Origin of the sequence: Streptomyces sp. NPDC051913, assembly GCF_044593635.1 — a bacterium.
Classification (GTDB): Bacteria; Actinomycetota; Actinomycetes; order Streptomycetales; family Streptomycetaceae; genus Streptomyces.
In genome coordinates this window covers 330,287-347,673 of sequence record NZ_JBIUCI010000004.1, presented here as the reverse complement: position 1 = coordinate 347,673, position 17,387 = coordinate 330,287, and the positions used below count along the sequence as shown (strand labels likewise).

Genomic DNA, 17,387 nt, shown 5'->3' with positions numbered 1-17,387 from the left:
CACTTGCGAGGAAAGGCAGTTCGGTACTCACACAGGACAACACAAGGGCCCGGCCGCGTACGGGCGGCCGGGCCTCTCGTCGGACGGGACTAGCGGTGGCTGAACCACGCCATCGCGGGCTGCGCCTTGTTGTCGTAGTCGAACAGGGCCTGGTTCTCCCAGCCGTTGCCGGAGGACGAGTCGGTCGGGTCCCAGCCGTTGCCGGTGACCGCGGTCCAGGTCGACTCCCAGTAGAAGACGCCGAGGCCACGGCCGTTCGGGACGGCCTCCACGATGCTGGCGACGTCGTTCATCCAGCGGGTCTGGCCGGCCGTGGTGGCGGGGTAGCCGGAGACCAGCTCGCTGGAGAGGTCGATGATGTTCTCGAAGGAGTCGTCGCTGTCGAGACGGAAGGGGTAGGCCGTCTCGGCGACGAATACCGGCTTGCCGTAGCGCGAGGCCGCGTCGTCCAGGGTCGTCTGGAAGTCGGAGAGCGCGCCGTGCCAGTAGCCGTAATAGGACAGGCCGATGACGTCGAAGTTCACGCCGCCCGCCACCGCGTTGTCGAACCACCAGCGAGTGCCGGTCAGGTCGCCGCCCTTGGCGAGGTGCAGCGCCACCTGGGTGGAGGAGCTGACCGCCTTGACCGCGCTGTAGCCCGAGTTGAGCAGCCCGGCGAGCTGTGACCAGTTGTCGGTGGAGCCCGCCGACCACAGCATGCCGCCGTTGATCTCGTTGCCCACCTGGACCATGTCGGCCGTGGTGCCCTGCGCCTTCAGCGCGTTGAGGACGTCGTAGGTGTGGTTGTAGACGTCCGTCTTGAGCTGGCTGTAGCTGTGGCCGGCCCACGCGGACGGCACGGTCTGGGCGCCCGGGTCGGCCCAGGTGTCCGAGTAGTGGAAGTCGACCAGCAGCTTCATGCCCTGCGCCTTGATGCGCTTGGCCATCGCCAGGACCTGGGTCTTGCCGTTGTAGCCGTCGGCCGCGTTGACCCAGACCTTCACGCGCGCGTAGTTCTGTCCTGCGGACTTGAGGATGGCGAGCGCGTCACCGGTCGTGCCGGAGCTGGTCCGGTAGGTGCCGCCCTTGGCCTCGCTCTTGGCGAGGGAGGAGACGTCGGAACCCTTGATCGACGTACTGGACGTACCGGACGCGAAGGTCAGGTCGTCGACATTGATCCAGTTGCCGGCGTTCGCGTCACTGTTGATGCTGATGGTGCACTGGTTGTTGGTCACGCTGACCGGCACGACGATGTGCAGCCACCCGCTCGCGGAGACCGGCAGGTCGGTGCGCTGGTCGGTGCCGCCGCAGTTCTTCAGTGCTATGTAGGCGGAGTTCTGGCCGCCGCCGGAGCGGACCCAGGCGGTGAGCTTGTAGTTCCCGTTGGTCAGCCCGGAGAGGTACTGGTACGTCTCGACCTTGTAGGCGGCGGACGAGTAGTGGGTGAGGCGGTAACTGCCGCCGTGGCCGCCGGCCTCGGTGTAGGAGGCGGCGGTCGTGCCGTACTCGGACCAGCCGGTGGGGGCCGCCACGCCCGCGCCGTCGGACTCGAAGCCGCCGTTGGTCAGCGTGCTCGCCGCCTGGGCGGTCTGCGCGGGCAGGGCGGTGAGGGCGAGCCCCGCGGTGAGCGGGAGGAGCAGGGCTCGCAGGGTGCGTCTGGGATGGAACATCTTCGTCCGTCGTCCCTTCGACATCATGGGTTGGGGGTGTCCTTCGCCGGGGACGACGAAGGAACCCCTCCACCCGCGGCTCGCGGCTCGCACGGGCGGAGGGGAATCGGTGGGGCCGGAAGGCGCCGGGTTCAGCCGTCGAGTCGTACGACCCGTACGGCGCCGGCGGGCACCTCCAGGCGGCCCGCGGCGCGTTCACCGGTCAGCAGCTCGGTGCCGGAGGTCTCCAGCGGCACCTTGGTGTCCGACCCGGTGTGGTTGATCGCGAACAGATAGGTGCCCGACTCGCCGGCCCGGCGCACCACCTCGACGTCGCGGGGCAGTTCGGCGCGCGGCGCGATGCGGGCGTCCTCGGCGGCCCAGCCGATCAGGGCGTCGAGGCCCTCGGCGCCGAGTCGGGTGGAGACGTACCAGGCGGAGCCGGCGCCGAAGCGGTGCCGGGTGACCGCGGGGTGGCCGGCGGTGAGGCCGTCGGCGTAGGTCCAGACGGTCTCGGCGCCGCGCGGGACGACGAACTCCGTCCACACGTCGCCGCTGAGCTCGGAGCCGTCGGGGCCGGTGAGGCGTACCGACTGGTTCTTCAGCAGCGGCGAGAACTCCTCGATCGTCAGGCCGAGGACGTCGCGCAGCGGGCCGGGGTAGGCGCCCTCGTGCACGGCGTCGTGCTCGTCGACGATGCCGGAGAAGTACGAGACGACGAGGGTGCCGCCGTTCTCGACGTACTCCTTGAGATTGGCGCCGGCCGCCTCGGTCATCAGGTAGAGGGCCGGTACGACGACCAGGGGATAGCTCGACAGGTCGGCTTCGGGGTGGGCGAAGTCGACCGTGAGGTGGCGGTCGTACAGCGTCTCGTAGAAGGCGTCGGCACGCTCGCGGGCGTCGTGGTCCTCGCTGGGGCGCCAGTCCAGGTTCTGCGCCCACCAGGAGTGCCAGTCCCACAGGACGGCGACGTCGGCCTCGGTGCGGGTGCCGCGGATCGTGCTCAACGAGTCGAGGCAGGCGCCGAGTTCGACGACCTCGCGCCACACGCGGGTGTCGGTGCCGCCGTGCGGGAGCATCGAGGAGTGGAACTTCTCGGCGCCGCGCCGGGACTGGCGCCACTGGAAGAACATGGCGCCCTCGGAGCCGCGCGCCACATGGGCGAGGGAGTTGCGGGCCATCTGCCCCGGCGCCTTGGCGGGGTTGCGGGGCTGCCAGTTGACGCCCGAGGTGGAGTGCTCCAGAAGGATCCAGGGGGCTCCCCCGGCCACCGAGCGGGTGAGGTCGGCGGCCATCGCGAGGTTGACGTGGGTGCGGCGGCCGTCGGTGATCAGATAGTGGTCGTTGGTGACGATGTCGACCTCGCGGCCCCAGGCCCAGTAGTCGACGGAGTCGCACTGGCTGAGGGCGGTCATGAAGTTGGTCGTCACCGGGATCCCGGGCGCGAGGCGGTGCAGGATGTCCCGCTCCATGACGAAGTTCTCGCGCATGGTGGCGTCGGCGAAGCGCTTGTAGTCCAGCGCCTGGGCCGGATTGCCGACGGTGGGCGTCAGGCGCGGCGGGTTGATGTCCTCGAAGTCCGCGTACCGCTGGCCCCAGAACGCGGTGCCCCAGGCCTCGTTGACGGCCTCGACCGTGCCGTACGTCGTCTCCAGCCAGCGGCGGAAGTGGGCGGCGCAGGAGTCGCAGTAGCAGGCCGAGACGGGGACGCCGTACTCGTTGTGCACGTGCCACATCGCGAGCGCCGGGTGATCGGCGTAGCGCTCGGCGAGCCTGGTGGTGATGTTCGCGGCGGCGGCGCGGTAGTCGGCGTTGCTGTGACAGATGGCGCCGCGTGAGCCGAACTCGTAGCGCACGCCCTCCTGCGACACGGGCAGGGCGTCGGGGTGGGCCCGGTAGAACCAGACCGGCGGCACCACGGTGGGGGTGCCGAGGTCGACGCGGATGCCGTTCTCCCGCAAAAGGTCGAACAAACGGTCGAGCCAAGCGAAATCATAGACTCCGGATGAACGCTCCAGGAGCGCCCAGGAGAAGATCCCGACGCTCACCATGGTGACGCCCGCCTCGCGCATCAGCCGGACGTCTTCCTGCCAGACGCTTTCCGGCCACTGCTCGGGGTTGTAGTCCCCGCCGAAGGCGAGCCTGGTGAGGCCCGTGGGGGTGGCTTCCGGCATGGATCTTCTCCCGTTTTGATCGATCAGTTGGGAACGTGCACACAGCTGATCAGCGGTGCGGTGCCTAGATAACCGCATGGCAACAACCATTGACAAGTGTCCGGGATGTTTCTCTACTGTGAACGCTCACAGACGCATGGCAGGCCTTCCGCAGCAGGCGGGGGCCCAGGTCAGGGGAGAGATCCATGCCCATCACGAAGCGCAGCCGCCTCGTGGCTTCCACCATCGCCGTTGTCCTCGGCGCCACCGCACTCGCCGCCTGCGGTTCGGACGACGGCGACACCAAGACCGACTCGGGACCGGTCTCGCTGACGTACTGGACCTGGACCCCCGGTATGGACAAGGTCGTCGACCTCTGGAACAAGGGCCAGGGCAAGAAGGACCAGATCACCGTCACGGTGAAGAAGCAGGCGTCCGGCGACACGCTGGTCACCAAGATCCTCACCGCGCACAAGGCCGGCAAGGCCCCCGACCTGGTCCAGGCCGAGTACCAGGCGCTGCCGACCCTGGTCAGCAACGACGCCCTCGCCGACATAGCGAAGAACGTCGGCGACGCCAAGAAGGACTTCGCCGACGGCGTCTGGCAGCAGACCACGCTCGGCACCGACGCGGTCTACGCGGTCCCGCAGGACATCGGCCCGATGATGTTCTACTACCGCCAGGACCTCTTCAAGAAGTACGGCCTGACCGTCCCGACCACCTGGGACGAGTTCGCCGAGACGGCCCGCGCGCTGAAGAAGAAGTCCCCCGACACGGACCTCACCACGTTCTCCGCCAACGACTCCGGTCTCTTCGCGGGCCTGGCCCAGCAGGCCGGCGCCAAGTGGTGGACCACCGAGGGCGACAAGTGGAAGGTCGGCATCAACGACGCCGCCAGCCAGAAGGTCGCCGACTTCTGGGGCGGCCTCGTCAAGGAGGGCGCCATCGACAACCAGCCGATGTACACCCCCGCCTGGAACAAGGCGCTGAACACCGGCAAGCAGATCGCCTGGGTCTCCGCGGTGTGGGCGCCGGGCACCCTGACCACGGCCGCGCCGGACACCAAGGGCAAGTGGGCCATGGCCCCGCTCCCCCAGTGGTCCGCCGGCGAGAACGCCACCGGCAGCTGGGGCGGCTCCTCCACCGCCGTCACCACGGACTCCAAGCACCAGGAGGCCGCCGCCAAGTTCGCCGCGTGGCTGAACACGGACGACGCGGCCCTGACGGCGCTCGCCAAGGAGAGCGGCATCTACCCGGCCGCCACCAACGCCCAGACCTCCGGTGCCTTCGCCGAGGCGCCCGAGTACTTCTCGAACCAGGCCGACTTCTACACGAAGGCCGCCGAGATCGCGAAGACCACGGCTCCCTCCGCCTGGGGCCCGAACGTGAACGTCGCCTACACGTCCTTCAAGGACGCGTTCGGCGCCGCCGCCAAGAACAAGTCGGACTTCGGCGCCGCCCTGGACAAGATGCAGGACGACACCGTCGCCGACCTCAAGAAGCAGGGCTTCGGGGTCTCCGAGTGACGAGCGCACGCCGGAAGTCGTACGGGGTCAAGGGGGCCCCGTACGCTTTCCTCATCCCCGCGACGATCCTCTTCGCGCTGTTCTTCGCGCTGCCGATCGGGTACGCGGTCTGGCTCAGCTTCCGCAAGGTGCACGTCTCGGGCCTCGGCCTCGGGAAGGGCGCCCGGGACGAGGTCTGGGCCGGGCTGGAGAACTACACGGACGCCTTCCAGGACAGCGAGCTGCTGCACGGCGCCCTGCGCGTCCTCGGCTACGGCTGCATCGTCGTCCCCGTGATGCTGGGCCTCGCCCTGCTCTTCGCGCTGATGCTCGACAGCGACAAGGTCCGGTTCACCCCCTTCACCCGCCTCGCGATCTTCCTGCCGTACGCCATCCCCGGCGTCGTGGCGGCCATGCTGTGGGGCTTCCTGTACCTGCCGGACGTGAGCCCGTTCTACTACGTGCTGGAGAAGCTCGGCCTGCCGCAGCCGGACCTCCTCGACGGCGGTCCGCTGTATGTCGCCCTCTCCAACATCGCCGTGTGGGGCGGCACCGGCTTCAACATGATCGTCATCTACACCGCGCTCCAGGCCATCCCGGCCGAGGTGTACGAGGCGGCGAAGCTGGACGGGGCCACCCCGCTCCAGATCGCACTGCGGATCAAGATCCCGATGGTGGCGCCCTCGCTGGTGCTGACCTTCTTCTTCTCGATCATCGCCACGCTCCAGGTGTTCAACGAGCCGACCACCCTCAAGCCCCTCACCAACTCGGTGTCCACGACGTGGAGCCCGTTGATGAAGGTGTACCGGGACGCGTTCGGCACCAACGACATCTACGCGGCGGCCGCCCAGGCCGTGATCATCGCGCTCGCCACACTGCTGCTGTCCTTCGGGTTCCTGCGGGCCGCGAACCGTCGTCAGAAGCAGGAGGCAGCACGATGAGTTCTCTTGCCGTCCGCAAGAGCGAGCCGGCGGCCGGCACCACGCCGGGCGCCGCCCAGGGGCCGCCCCTGCGCCGCCGGATCTCGCTCGTCCCGACCGTCACCCTGCTGATCGGCGCGCTCTACACGCTGCTGCCGGTGGCCTGGGTGGTCATCGCGTCCACCAAGTCGGGCAAGGAGCTGTTCTCGACCTTCACCTTCCTGCCGGGCACCGGGTTCGTCGACAACCTCAAGGACCTCAACGCCTACCGCGACGGCGTCTACTGGGAGTGGATGGGCAACTCGGCCTTCTACGCCGGGTTCGGCGCCCTGCTGTCGACGATCGTGTCGGCGTTCAGCGGCTACGCGCTGGCGACGTACCGCTTCCGGGGCCGCGAGACGATGTTCAACGTCCTGCTGGCCGGTGTACTGATGCCGCCGATCATCCTGGCCGTTCCGCAGTACCTGCTGATGGCCCAGGCGAACCTCACGGACTCCTATCTGTCGGTGCTGCTGCCGCAGATCCTCTCGCCGTACGGCGTCTATCTCGCCCGTATCTACGCCGCCGCGGCCGTGCCCGCCGACGTGGTCGAGGCCGGACGGATGGACGGGGCGAGCGAGTGGCGGATCTTCACCCGGGTCGCGCTGCCGATGATGGTGCCCGGCATGGTGACGGTGTTCCTGTTCCAGTTCGTGGCCATCTGGAACAACTTCCTCCTGCCGTACATCATGCTGAGCGACGACGAGAAGTTCCCGATCACGCTCGGTCTGTACACGCTCCTGGAGCAGGGCGCCAACACCCCGGCCCTGTACACCCTGGTGATCACCGGCGCGTTCCTCGCGGTGCTCCCGCTGATCGCTCTGTTCCTGGTCATCCAGCGGTTCTGGAGCCTTGATCTGCTGTCCGGGGCCGTAAAGTCATGACCATGAACAATGCGGGGGGTCGGCGCAAACCGCCGACGATCCACGACGTGGCGCGCGAGGCGGGGGTCTCACGAGGCACCGTCTCGCGGGTGCTCAACGGCGGGCACTACGTCAGCCCGACGGCGCAGGAAGCGGTCAACGCCGCGATCAAGAAGACGGGTTACGTCGTCAACCGGCACGCCCGTTCACTGATCACCGGGCGGTCGGACTCCATCGGCTTCCTGCTGACGGAACCCCAGGAGAGGTTCTTCGAGGACCCCAACTTCAACGTCCTGCTGCGGGGCTGCACCCAGGCGCTCGCCGCGCACGACATCCCGCTGCTGCTGATGCTGGCGGGCACCCAGGACGAACGGCGGCGCATAACGCGGTACATCACGGCGGGGCACGTCGACGGGGTGCTCCTGGTCTCCAGCCACTCCGGGGACCCGGTCGCGGAGGAACTGCGCGAGGCCGGCGTACCGCTGGTCGCGTGCGGCAAGCCGATCGGCCTGGGTTCCAAGGTGAGTTACGTGGCGGCCGACGACCGCGACGGCGCCCGCGACATGGTGCGCCATCTGCTGTCGCTGGGCCGCCGCCGGGTCGGCGTGGTGACGGGTCCGCTGGACACCCCCGGTGGTGTCGAGCGGCTCGCGGGGTACCGGGAGGTGCTCTTCGAGGCGGGCATCGAGTACGACGAGCGGCTGGTCGTCTCCGGTGACTACAGCCGCGCCAGCGGTGAGGCGGGCGCCGAGCGGCTGCTCGCGCAGGTGCCCGACCTGGACGCGGTGTTCGTCGCGTCCGACCTGATGGCGCAGGGTGTGCTCGGCGCGCTGGAGCGGGCGGGCCGCCGGGTGCCGCAGGACGTCGCGGTCGGCGGCTTCGACGACTCGCCCGCCGCGCTGGCCGCCCGGCCCGAGCTCACCACCATCCGGCAGCCCTGGGACCGGATCAGCGCGGAGATGGTCCGCGTACTGCTGGCCCAGATAGGCGGCGAGGACCCGGCCGCGGTGATCCTGCCGACGGAGCTGGTGCGACGCGAGTCGACCTGACGGGGTCTGCCCCGCCGAGCGGACGATCTCGACGAAGGGCGCGCTGCCCGGCTGCTCGGCCGGCTGCGCGCCCTTGGCCGTCCCCGCGGGCGGGCGTGGTCCAAGCGGTCAGGATCGGAGAAGCGGCTTCCCGCCCCCCGGCCTACGGTGAAACCACCGAAGCAGAACCCCACGGAGGAGAACACCATGACCGCCGGCCTGAAGACCATCATCTACCCCGTCAAGGACGTCGCCCGGGCGAAGGCTGTGTTCAGCGCCCTGCTGCAGACCGAGCCGTACGCCGACGAGGCCTACTACGTAGGCTTCAAGGACGCCGGTCAGGACGTCGGTCTCGACCCCAACGGCCAGTCCCGCGGTATGACCGGCCCGGTCCCCTACTGGCACGTCGAGGACATCAGGGCCCGGCTCGCCGCGCTGCTGGAGGCGGGCGCCGAGCTGCTCCAGGACGTCACGGACGTCGGCGGCGGCAAGCTGATCGCCTCGGTGAAGGACGCGGACGGCAACCTCATCGGGATCACCCAGGACAGCTGAGGCCCCGCCCCGGTATCGATGCACGCGCATTAACATGGGGTCCATGGCAGTGAACGCGGCCGGCACCCGGCTCGAGGAACAGTGGCGGGACATCCTTGCGGTCCACGCCCGCACGATGTGCGAGATCGACCGGGTGCTGCACCCGCACGGGCTGGGCGCGAGCGACTTCGAGGTGCTCGACATCCTCGCCACCGAGGCCCCCGACGAGGGGGACCTGTGCCGGGTGCAGAACCTGGTCGGACGGGTCCACCTCAGCCAGAGCGCGCTCTCCCGGCTGATCGGCCGGCTGGAGAAGGACGGCCTGGTGGAGCGGTCCGTGTGCATGGAGGACCGGCGTGGCGTGTGGGTGACGCTCACCGGGAGGGGGCGTGAGCTGCACGCCGAGGTGCTTCCGCTGCAGCGGGACGCGCTGGAGCGCACACTGCGCGGCTGACGCCGCCGTCGGCGGCCCGTCGTACTGGTACGGCGGTGAAGGGCGCGCTCACGGAATCCTCAACCCGGGGCGGACTCTGTGAAATTCGGAACCTGGCGGGGCATATCCGACCACACCCGAGGCCATGCTGAACGGAGAACTGCGCGCACAGATCGGAGACACCCCGCAGTGACCGTGGCTCCCGACCGGGCCGCCGCCGATTTCAGCAGCTACGCGACCGACTCCCTGGAGGAGACGCGCGCCGCGATCGCGGCCCACTACTACGACATGGATCTGCAAGTCGTCGGCCCCAGCGAGGACTTGTCGACCAGATTCGACGTGCTCGGCCTCGGCTCGCTCACCGTCGGCGACATCCGCTTCGGCACGCAGATCCGCACCGGCTTCGCCGCGCCGGGCGCCTATCACGTGGCCGTGCCGGTGAGCGGCTGCTTCAGCGTCCAGCAAGGGCACGACGACGTCGTGTTCGCGACGACCGGGAGCGCCGTCTTCTTCGATCCCGCCCGCCACATCCGCGTCGACGCCTGGTCGCCCGACTGCCAGGCGCTCACCGTGAAGATCGACAAGCAGTCCCTGCACCAGGCCCTGGAGTCGCTGCTGGACCGGCCGCTGTCCCGCGCGCCGCTCTTCGGGCCGTCCGTCGACGTGCGGAACGGACCGGGCCGCAGCTGGGCACGGTTGGCGACCTGGGCGCTGCTGGAGCGCGACGTGTCACTCGGACTGCTGCACCGGCCGCTGATCCGGACGCGGATCGAACGAACGCTGCTCGAAGGGGTGTTGCTGGCCGCCGAGCACACGCACCGCGAGGAGCTTGAGGCTCCCGCGCCGCCGATGCGGCCCGCCTCCGTCAAGCGGGTGATGGACGCCGTACAGGAACGGCCGGCCGAGGCCTACGACGCCGGGCGACTGGCGCAGCTCGCCCAGGTCAGTGTGCGCACGCTCCAGGACGCGTTCCGCAGGCACGTCGGGATGTCGCCGATGGCGTACGTGTACGACGTACGCCTTCAGCGGGTGCGGGACGAGCTGCGGGCCGCGGGGCCGGGCGGGACGACCGTGTCGGACGTGGCGCACCGGTGGGGGTTCGTGCATCTGGGGCGGTTCGCGTCGCGCTATCGGGAGCGGTTCGGCGAGACGCCGTCGCGGACTCTGCGCGACGCGTAGCAGCCCGTGCCACGGCCCGGCTCGGGTCAGCGCCGTCGGCGCCGGGACAGGCCGCGGGCTCTCGGTGCGACCGCCCGAATCCACCGCGTATTGCGGACAGTGGTCGCGCATCGCGGAGCGACGGCACCACGGCCGCGGTCATATCGTCGGGTCACGTCGATCGTGGGCGTCCGGGGAGGAGCGGGGTCGGCGCCGCTCCTCCCTCAGCCGCCCCTCCGGGTCATCCGTGCGCGCCGCCCAGCAGGGTGCGTACGCCCTCGGAGGTCAGTGTCAGCGGGTGCGCGGACGCGGCGTCGATGGAGAGCGCCAGCTCGTCCGTGGGCCACTCCGCGGCGAGGGCGCCCAGCGGCACCAGCCGGTAGCGGGAGACGAAGGGCAGCAGCCCCGCCATCTCGTCCTCCGAGGTGAACACGGGCACCACCGGATCGCCGTCCGGCTGCTCTATCACCGGAAGCGCCACGGCGGAGGGGTCGGCGGCGTCCTCCGCACTGGCGTCGTCCGGGACGGGAACGAGGACCTCACTGCTCGCGAGCGTGTCCAGCGCCACCGTGTCCGCGGTGTTCTCGGCCAGTGCGTCCAGCGCCCGCCGGGCCGGTGTGGTGGTGTTGTCGTGCGCGGGTGTGTCCATGGTGAATCCCCTGGTAGCGGTGGTCGTACGGCACGCCCGGGGCGCTCGGCCCCGGGCGCGTCCTGCTCGCGTACCCGATGCGGACGACGGCATTCCCCCGCACCTCGGGGAATCAGCCCTGCTTCAGATCACTGCTTCAGATCACTGCTTCAGATACGGACCGTCCGTTCCGATCTTGCCGGGACCGTTGAGCACGTACACCCGCAGGTTGCCCTTGCCCGGCGCCGACACGGAGAGGGTGCCGTTGGTGACGGTCTTGGTGTCGCCGGTGACGGCGTCCTTGTACGTGCCGTTCGGGATGCCGGTGTAGGTCGCGTCGCCGGTGACGGTGACGAGTGCGAAGCTGTCCGTGCTCCCACTGGTGTAGCGGCGCTTGAAGGCCATCGAACCGCTGATGCCGTCGGTGGAGTACTGGCCCATCTGGAGGGCCGGCACCGCCCGGCGGATCTGGTTCAGCCGCTGGAGGTGCTTGACGAGCGGCTGGGACAGGGTGGTGGCGACCTGGCCGCTCGCGGAGTCCGCCTTGCCGAACTCCGAGGCGGTGACGGTGCCTTCGAGGTTGTCGCCGTAGTACGCCCGGCCCGTCGAGGCCAGCGGGCAGGTGGGCCCGCAGTCGATCTGCTTGCCCTTCTGGAACTCGATCTCCGAGCCGTAGTACAGGGTCGGGATACCGCGGAAGGTCCACATCAGGGACATGTTCTCGGCCCAGGCGTCGGTGCCGCCGCTGTAGCGGGTGCTCGACTTGTTGGGGCCGTAGTCGTGGCTGTCGACGTAGACCACGTTGTACGTGGCGTCGTTGACGCTGTCGTCGGAGTCCTTGCCGTTGCTGTAGGCGTTCTGCGCGTCACTGAAGTTCATGTGCATGCGCATGTCGATGATGTTCATGCCGCTGAACTGGCTGCGATCCGGGGTGTGGTAGGTGTTGCCGTTCAGGAAGGCGTTGGTCGAGGTCGGCTGGTTGCCGGTGCCGAGGTTGTTCTCGTAGTTGAACTGCTCGATCGCGGCCGTCTCGTCGTCGGCGCTGTACTCCTTGCGTTCCTTCCAGGTGAAGAACTGCGCGGAGTGGTTCACCGAGCCGCGGTTCCACTTGTCGTTGACGAAGGCGCCGACCTCACCGAAGACATAGAAGTTCTGGGCGGCGGTCGTGCCGAACTTCTGGGTGACGCGGTCGTAGATCGCGGGCAGGAAGCGGCGGTTCCAGGTGACGCGCGGGATGTGGACGGCGGTGTCGATGCGGAAGCCGTCCACGCCCATGTCGATGTACTTGTCGTAGGCGCCGATCAGATAGTTCTGCACGGGCGTCGACTCGGTGTTGAAGTCGGCCAGGTCCTCGTGCAGCCAGCAGGAACGGGAGTCCTCGCCCTCCCAGTTGCCGATCCAGCACTGGTGGTAGTACGCCTTCGGGAACATGCCCGACGTGGGGCTCGGCCACTGGCAGTTGTACAGGGTGTAGCCCTCGGCGCTCTTACCGCCGGTGGGTTTGCCCCAGTTGACGCAGGTGTTGCCGGAGGGTTCGGCGGTCGACCACAGGTCGCCGTTGTAGTACGACTTCCCGGACTTGGTCTCGACGGTCAGGCCGTCGTACTCGAAGCCCTCGTTCTTCTCGTCGTAGTACCAGCTCCACTGCGCGTCCCTGACTCCGTACACGGTGGGCGTGTACAGGCCCTTGGCGCCCCAGCGGGAGCTGTGGTTGTAGACGACGTCCTGGTAGATCTTCATGCCCTTGGCGTGGGCGGCGTTGATCAGGTCCTGGTAGGTGGCGCCGGCCGACTCCAGGCGCGGGTCGACCTTGTAGAAGTCGTAGCCGTGGTACCCGTGGTAGTCGTAGTCCGAGCGGTTGAGGACGACCGGGGTGATCCAGACCGCGGAGAAGCCGAGGGCCTTGATGTAGTCGAGTTTGTTGACCAGGCCCTTGAAGTCGCCCCGGAACATGGGGTCGTTGTTGGCCGCGTTCCCGGACTTGGTGTGCTGGCTGCCGCCGCGGTTGTTGGAGCTGTCGCCGTCGTAGAAGCGGGCGGTGAGGACGAAGTAGATCGGGTCCTTGCGGGGGTCGGTGCCCAGCGGGGTGCCGGCGGCCGGGGCGGGGGCCGCGGTGCCGGTGGTCGCCGTCGCCCCGGTGGAGGCGGGCGAGGTGTTGCCGGCCGCGTCGACCGCCTTCACGGTGTAGGTGTAGGCGGTCTTCTCCTCAAGTCCCGTGTCGGAGTAGACGGTTGAGCCGACGTCCGTGACGACCGTGCCCTTGCTGCCGCCGGTGCGGGTGACCTGGTACTTGGTGACGGCCTTGTTGTCGGTGGCGGCTTCCCAGCTCACCACGATCGAGGTGTCGGTGGCGCTCGCGGTGACCTTGGTGGGCGCGGTGGGGGCCTCGGTGTCGGGGGCCTCGGTGGCGCACGGGTTCGCGGCGCCGGTGGTGACCGTCCTGTCCTTCACGGTCGTGGTGCCGGTCGGGATCGTGTAGTCGGAGCTGTTGTTGTTGTCCCAGACACCGTTGCCGTTGTTGAACGCCGCCTTCAGGGAGGTGGCGGTGCCGATGTCGACGGTCTTCTTCCACCAGCCGGTGCAGGCGGACTCCATGCCGAGGCCGGGGACGGCCGTCCACGATCCGCCGCTCGGCGCGTAGTGGATGTTGGCGGTGGTCCAGCCCGAGGTGGCGGTGGAGTAGTAGACGGTGGCCTGGTTGCCGCTGCCCGTGCCGGTGTCGGCGCAGGGGTCGCTGTGGGCTATCACTCCGTCCTTGACGGTGATGGTGCCGGTGCCCAGCGCGTAGTTGTTGCCGCCGTTGTTGTCCCAGGTGCCGCTGCCGTTGTTGAACGTGGCCTGGAGGCCCGCGGCGGAGCCGAGGTCGACGGTCTTCTTCACCCAGTCCGTGCAGGCGCTCTCCATCTGCGTGCCGGGAACGGTGGTCCAGGAGCCGCCGTCCGGGGCGTAGTGCAGATAGGTCGACGACCAGTTCTTTGTCTTCGTGTAGTAGAAGACGGTCGCCGTGCTGGTGCTGTCTGCAACGGTTTGCAAGGGGATCGACGTGCCCGGGTCCGGTACGGCGGACAGCAGTCCGAGCAGCCCGGACGCCGCCACGAACGCCACCAGGGGGCGTCGTGGCAGGCGTGGGGGTGCAGATCTCATGGCGACTCCCATACGGGTCGGGGACCCGCCGGTTCGCCTCCGCCCCGCAAGAAGCACCGGCAAGTTCCTGAAAGTTCTTGCGACGCCCGGGAAGCTACAGGGACATGACAGTCACGTAAAGGGTTTGCACAGGAAGATCACTGAGGGCGGAGTCGCCGCCCGGTCGGGGTGAAGGTGAAGGACTCCTGGAAGGGCCGGTCGCCCAACCGCACGGCCCACAGCACCGGTTGCTCGTACGACGGGTTCCACGTGGGGGACGCCTCGTCCAGGTCTCCGTTCCAGAGGTGGAAGAAGACCATCGGGTGCTCGGGGTCCGCACTGACGTAGGCGAGGGTCTTGCCGTACTTGGGGTTGGTGCCGCCGAAAAGGATCGAGGGTGCGCCGAACTCGGCGACGACGTCGGGCCAATACCGGTCCTCGGCCGCCCAGTCGGGAGCGCGGGCCATCAGCTCCTGGTGGACATGGGGTTCCAGGAGCCGGTCCGCCCTGAGCCAGCCACGCCGATGGGCGAACTCGGCGTGCACCGATCCGATGTCGTTGTCGTGGCTGCCCCGGATCAGCTCACGGAACACGCCCTTGACCCCGATGGCGCTGAACGCGCCCCGTTCCCGGAGCGGTTGGATCACCACGTCCCACCGGGCCCCGGGCTGTCCCTCCATGAACAGAAGGTGTTCGATCAACATCAGGATCGCGGGCTCACCGCCGAACATCCCGGGGCGGCTCAGGGCGTGGTTCAACTGGTCGACGAGATAGGCATGCATCTCGTCGGCGGACACAACAGCTCTGGGTTCGGTCACCCGGCCAGTCTCACAGGAGACCGTCTCCCAGCACCTCCGCGACCGTGCTCACCCGGATCAACGGCCGGTACAGGTCCAGCAGCTCAAGCGCCTTGGCGTGCGAGTCGTCGTCCGCGCCCGCGCACGCGTCGGCGACCACGACCACCTCGACTCCCGCGTCCGCCGCCGGGAGCGCCGTGGACAGGACGCAGCAGTCGGTGCTGACGCCGGCGAGGAACAGGCGCCCCTCGGGTGCCACGCGATCGGCGAGTTCGGGTGTCCACTTGCCGAACGTCGGGGCGTCCAGCGTGTGGTGCCGGCCGCCGGCGAAGTCGTCCGTGAGGTGCCAGAGGGGCGCTTCCGGCGGTCGGAGGGCGAACGGCCAGCGCTCGTAATACGCGCGCCAGGCGCCGGTCGGCCGCTCCGGGGCCACGAAGCGGGTGAACGTGACCCGGTCGCCGAACGCCGGCAGCAGGCGTCGTACGCCCTCCGCGGCCGACGCGAAACGCGGGGTGGCCCAGGGGCTGTCGGGCTCGGCGAAGACCCGCTGCATGTCGATGACGGCGAGGTGGCCGGTGGTCATACGGCCGCCCTCGTGTCCGCCGGCTGCTCCTCCTGCGTGCGGACCCGGCCGCGGCCGAGCGCCAGGGTGGCGAGGAAGCCGACCGCCAGTGCGGCGAGCACGCCCAGGTTGGCGTACGCCCACGCACCGGACTTGCCGCCGAGGCCCAGCGGGCCGAGCAGATAGCCCTGCCACTCCAGCCAGCTCGCGGCCGCGTTGGTGACCAGGCCCCAGCCGAGGGCGGTGGCGGCGAGGGTCAGGAACAGCGGGGTCAGGGGGACGTCGCCGTAGCGGCCGCCGGGACGGTAGAGGTCGTGCTCGTCGTAGTCGCGGCGGCGCAGGAGCAGGTCGGCGAGCATGATGCCGCACCAGGCGGCGATCGGGACGCCGAGCGTGGTGAGGAAGCCCATGAACTGGCCGAGGAAGTCGTCGGCGAAGAAGACGATGTAGACGGCGCCCGCGATCATCAGCACGCCGTCGACCAGCGCCGCCAGATAGCGGGGGATCCTGATGCCGGCCGAGAGGAGGGCCAGGCCGGAGGAGTAGATGTCCAGGACCGCGCCGCCCACCAGGCCGAGCACGGCGACCACCGCGAACGGGACCAGGAACCAGGTCGGCAGGATGGTCGTGAGGGCACCGATGGGGTCGGCGGCGACGGCCGCGTTGAGCGTGGTCGAGGAACCGGCCAGCAGCAGGCCGAAGACCAGGAGCAGCAGCGGTGCGACCGACGCCCCGAAGGTCGTCCAGCCGATCACGCCACCGCTGGAGGAGGTGCGCGGCAGATAGCGCGAGTAGTCCGCGGCGGCGTTCACCCAGCCGAGGCCGAACCCGGTCATCATGAAGACCAGCGCGCCGATGAACTCCTGCGCGGAGCCCGCCGGGATGTCGCTGACGGTGCTCCAGTGGATGTGGTCGGCGACCAGGCCGACGTAGACGAGGGTGAGCACGCCCGTGACCACGGTGATCACGGTCTGCAGCCGCATGATCAGATCGAAGCCCATGACACCGCCGACGACGGTGAGTCCGGCGACGACGACGAGCGCGATCACCTGGGTTCCGGTGCCGCCGCCCCAGCCGAGGCGGCCGAAGACGGTCGCGGTGGCCATGGTGGCGAGGGCGCAGAGCACGGTCTCCCAGCCGACGGTGAGCACCCAGGAGATCGCTGACGGCAGCCGGTTGCCGCGCACGCCGTACGCGGCGCGGCTGAGGACCATCGTCGGGGCCGAGCCGCGCTTGCCCGCGACGGCGACGAAGCCGCACAGCAGGAAGGAGAAGACGATGCCGACGGCCCCGGCGGCCAGCGCCTGCCAGAAGGAGATGCCGAAGCCGAGGGCGAAGGCGCCGTAACTCAGGCCGAGGATCGAGACGTTGGCGCCGAACCACGGCCAGAACAGGGTCCGTGGGGTGCCTTTGCGCTCGGCGTCAGCGATCACGTCGAGGCCGTGTGTCTCCACCTGGAGCTGTCTGGGTCTGTTGTCGAGGGAATCCCGGGCATCCGTCATCAGCGACCTACCTGTCCACGTGAGGCTGAGTGGACCTTACCCAGACGCGTCAGGTTCCGGTGGTCGCCGCCTTCTTGATCGCCTCACGGATCCGGGCGTACGTCCCGCAGCGGCAGACGTTCTCGATCCTGTCGATGTCGGCGTCCGTCGGCTCGGCGGTCTTCTTCAGCAGGGCCGCGGCGGCCATGATCTGACCCGGCTGGCAGAAGCCGCACTGCGACACGTCGCAGTCGATCCAGGCCTGCTGCACCGGATGCAGGGTGTCGCCGTCGGCCAGGCCCTCGATGGTGGTGACCTCGCGGTCCGCGCAGTCGGCGACGGGGACGACGCAGGGCTGTATCTCGGCGCCGTCGAGATGGCTCGTACAGGCACGGCAGACACCGACACCGCAGCCGTACTTGGGGCCGGTGACGTCCAGCAGGTCGCGCAGCACCCACAGCAGGGGCATGTCGGCGGGGGCCTCGACGGTGACCGGTTTCCCGTTGAGGACGAAGGAGTGACGGGGCATCAGAGGCCT

The 17,387-nt window shown here is 69.1% G+C and carries 15 protein-coding genes; 7 read left to right on the top strand and 8 right to left on the bottom strand.

Annotation, left to right across the window (positions count from 1 at the left end; all coding sequences use genetic code 11):
• Positions 1-89: 89 nt before the first annotated feature.
• Together ACIHIX_RS14115 and ACIHIX_RS14110 are read right to left on the bottom strand one after the other, a co-directional pair.
• The gene (locus tag ACIHIX_RS14115) at positions 90-1,649 is read right to left on the bottom strand and encodes a glycosyl hydrolase 53 family protein (RefSeq protein ID WP_399954572.1); all 1,560 of its coding nucleotides are present in this window, start codon (positions 1,647-1,649) and stop codon (positions 90-92) included.
• A gap of 131 nt (positions 1,650-1,780) precedes the next feature.
• Entirely contained in the window at positions 1,781-3,802 is a 2,022-nt protein-coding gene (locus ACIHIX_RS14110; protein WP_399954569.1) for a beta-galactosidase, read from the bottom strand.
• Positions 3,803-3,987: 185 nt separating this feature from the next.
• On the opposite strand from ACIHIX_RS14110, the gene ACIHIX_RS14105 reads away from it, so the two are divergent.
• The 7 genes from ACIHIX_RS14105 (at position 3,988) to ACIHIX_RS14075 (ending at position 10,279) form a co-directional block, all read left to right on the top strand.
• Complete coding sequence (locus ACIHIX_RS14105) at positions 3,988-5,307, top strand: ABC transporter substrate-binding protein (protein ID WP_399954566.1); 1,320 nt, start codon at positions 3,988-3,990, stop codon at positions 5,305-5,307.
• On the top strand, positions 5,304-6,227 hold the full coding sequence (locus ACIHIX_RS14100) for a carbohydrate ABC transporter permease (protein WP_399954563.1): 924 nt from the start codon (positions 5,304-5,306) through the stop codon (positions 6,225-6,227). The genes ACIHIX_RS14105 and ACIHIX_RS14100 overlap by 4 nt, the downstream gene beginning before the upstream one ends.
• Positions 6,224-7,129 (top strand): carbohydrate ABC transporter permease, encoded by a 906-nt coding sequence (locus ACIHIX_RS14095; protein WP_399954562.1) that lies wholly within the window; start codon positions 6,224-6,226, stop codon positions 7,127-7,129. Before ACIHIX_RS14100 ends, ACIHIX_RS14095 begins: the two co-directional genes overlap by 4 nt.
• The gene (locus tag ACIHIX_RS14090) at positions 7,126-8,157 is read left to right on the top strand and encodes a LacI family DNA-binding transcriptional regulator (RefSeq protein WP_399954559.1); all 1,032 of its coding nucleotides are present in this window, start codon (positions 7,126-7,128) and stop codon (positions 8,155-8,157) included. Before ACIHIX_RS14095 ends, ACIHIX_RS14090 begins: the two co-directional genes overlap by 4 nt.
• 186 nt (positions 8,158-8,343) lie before the next feature.
• Positions 8,344-8,688: a VOC family protein gene (locus ACIHIX_RS14085; RefSeq protein WP_399954556.1), complete on the top strand. Its 345-nt coding sequence runs from the start codon at positions 8,344-8,346 to the stop codon at positions 8,686-8,688.
• A gap of 43 nt (positions 8,689-8,731) precedes the next feature.
• Entirely contained in the window at positions 8,732-9,121 is a 390-nt protein-coding gene (locus ACIHIX_RS14080) for a MarR family winged helix-turn-helix transcriptional regulator (RefSeq protein WP_399954554.1), read from the top strand.
• Positions 9,122-9,289: 168 nt separating this feature from the next.
• Positions 9,290-10,279 (top strand): AraC family transcriptional regulator, encoded by a 990-nt coding sequence (locus tag ACIHIX_RS14075; RefSeq protein WP_399954551.1) that lies wholly within the window; start codon positions 9,290-9,292, stop codon positions 10,277-10,279.
• Positions 10,280-10,499: 220 nt separating this feature from the next.
• Here ACIHIX_RS14075 and ACIHIX_RS14070 read toward each other — a convergent pair whose 3' ends face one another.
• From ACIHIX_RS14070 to ACIHIX_RS14045, 6 genes are all read right to left on the bottom strand, one after another.
• Positions 10,500-10,907, bottom strand: coding sequence for an SseB family protein (locus tag ACIHIX_RS14070; protein WP_399954548.1), 408 nt, complete (start codon positions 10,905-10,907; stop codon positions 10,500-10,502).
• 141 nt (positions 10,908-11,048) lie between these two features.
• The gene (locus ACIHIX_RS14065) at positions 11,049-14,030 is read right to left on the bottom strand and encodes a carbohydrate binding domain-containing protein (RefSeq protein WP_399954545.1); all 2,982 of its coding nucleotides are present in this window, start codon (positions 14,028-14,030) and stop codon (positions 11,049-11,051) included.
• Positions 14,031-14,167: 137 nt separating this feature from the next.
• Entirely contained in the window at positions 14,168-14,827 is a 660-nt protein-coding gene (locus ACIHIX_RS14060; RefSeq protein WP_399954542.1) for a hypothetical protein, read from the bottom strand.
• A 10-nt stretch (positions 14,828-14,837) separates the two neighbouring features.
• Positions 14,838-15,389 (bottom strand): cysteine hydrolase family protein, encoded by a 552-nt coding sequence (locus tag ACIHIX_RS14055; protein ID WP_399954539.1) that lies wholly within the window; start codon positions 15,387-15,389, stop codon positions 14,838-14,840.
• Positions 15,386-16,870: a purine-cytosine permease family protein gene (locus ACIHIX_RS14050; RefSeq protein WP_399954536.1), complete on the bottom strand. Its 1,485-nt coding sequence runs from the start codon at positions 16,868-16,870 to the stop codon at positions 15,386-15,388. Before ACIHIX_RS14050 ends, ACIHIX_RS14055 begins: the two co-directional genes overlap by 4 nt.
• A gap of 49 nt (positions 16,871-16,919) precedes the next feature.
• The gene (locus ACIHIX_RS14045; RefSeq protein ID WP_399954533.1) at positions 16,920-17,378 is read right to left on the bottom strand and encodes a (2Fe-2S)-binding protein; all 459 of its coding nucleotides are present in this window, start codon (positions 17,376-17,378) and stop codon (positions 16,920-16,922) included.
• Between the last annotated feature and the right edge of the window lie 9 nt (positions 17,379-17,387).

Excerpts from the sequence above, each read along its gene's own strand:
- ACIHIX_RS14080 (WP_399954554.1), top strand. The coding sequence starts at position 8,732 with ATGGCAGTGAACGCGGCCGGCACCCGGCTCGAGGAACAGTGGCGGGAC.
- ACIHIX_RS14070 (WP_399954548.1), bottom strand. The coding sequence starts at position 10,907 with ATGGACACACCCGCGCACGACAACACCACCACACCGGCCCGGCGGGCG.
- ACIHIX_RS14055 (WP_399954539.1), bottom strand. The coding sequence starts at position 15,389 with ATGACCACCGGCCACCTCGCCGTCATCGACATGCAGCGGGTCTTCGCC.
- ACIHIX_RS14050 (WP_399954536.1), bottom strand. The coding sequence starts at position 16,870 with ATGACGGATGCCCGGGATTCCCTCGACAACAGACCCAGACAGCTCCAG.
- ACIHIX_RS14065 (WP_399954545.1), bottom strand. The coding sequence starts at position 14,030 with ATGAGATCTGCACCCCCACGCCTGCCACGACGCCCCCTGGTGGCGTTC.
- ACIHIX_RS14045 (WP_399954533.1), bottom strand. The coding sequence starts at position 17,378 with ATGCCCCGTCACTCCTTCGTCCTCAACGGGAAACCGGTCACCGTCGAG.
- ACIHIX_RS14090 (WP_399954559.1), top strand. The coding sequence starts at position 7,126 with ATGACCATGAACAATGCGGGGGGTCGGCGCAAACCGCCGACGATCCAC.
- ACIHIX_RS14110 (WP_399954569.1), bottom strand. The coding sequence starts at position 3,802 with ATGCCGGAAGCCACCCCCACGGGCCTCACCAGGCTCGCCTTCGGCGGG.
- ACIHIX_RS14105 (WP_399954566.1), top strand. The coding sequence starts at position 3,988 with ATGCCCATCACGAAGCGCAGCCGCCTCGTGGCTTCCACCATCGCCGTT.
- ACIHIX_RS14095 (WP_399954562.1), top strand. The coding sequence starts at position 6,224 with ATGAGTTCTCTTGCCGTCCGCAAGAGCGAGCCGGCGGCCGGCACCACG.
- ACIHIX_RS14115 (WP_399954572.1), bottom strand. The coding sequence starts at position 1,649 with ATGTTCCATCCCAGACGCACCCTGCGAGCCCTGCTCCTCCCGCTCACC.
- ACIHIX_RS14085 (WP_399954556.1), top strand. The coding sequence starts at position 8,344 with ATGACCGCCGGCCTGAAGACCATCATCTACCCCGTCAAGGACGTCGCC.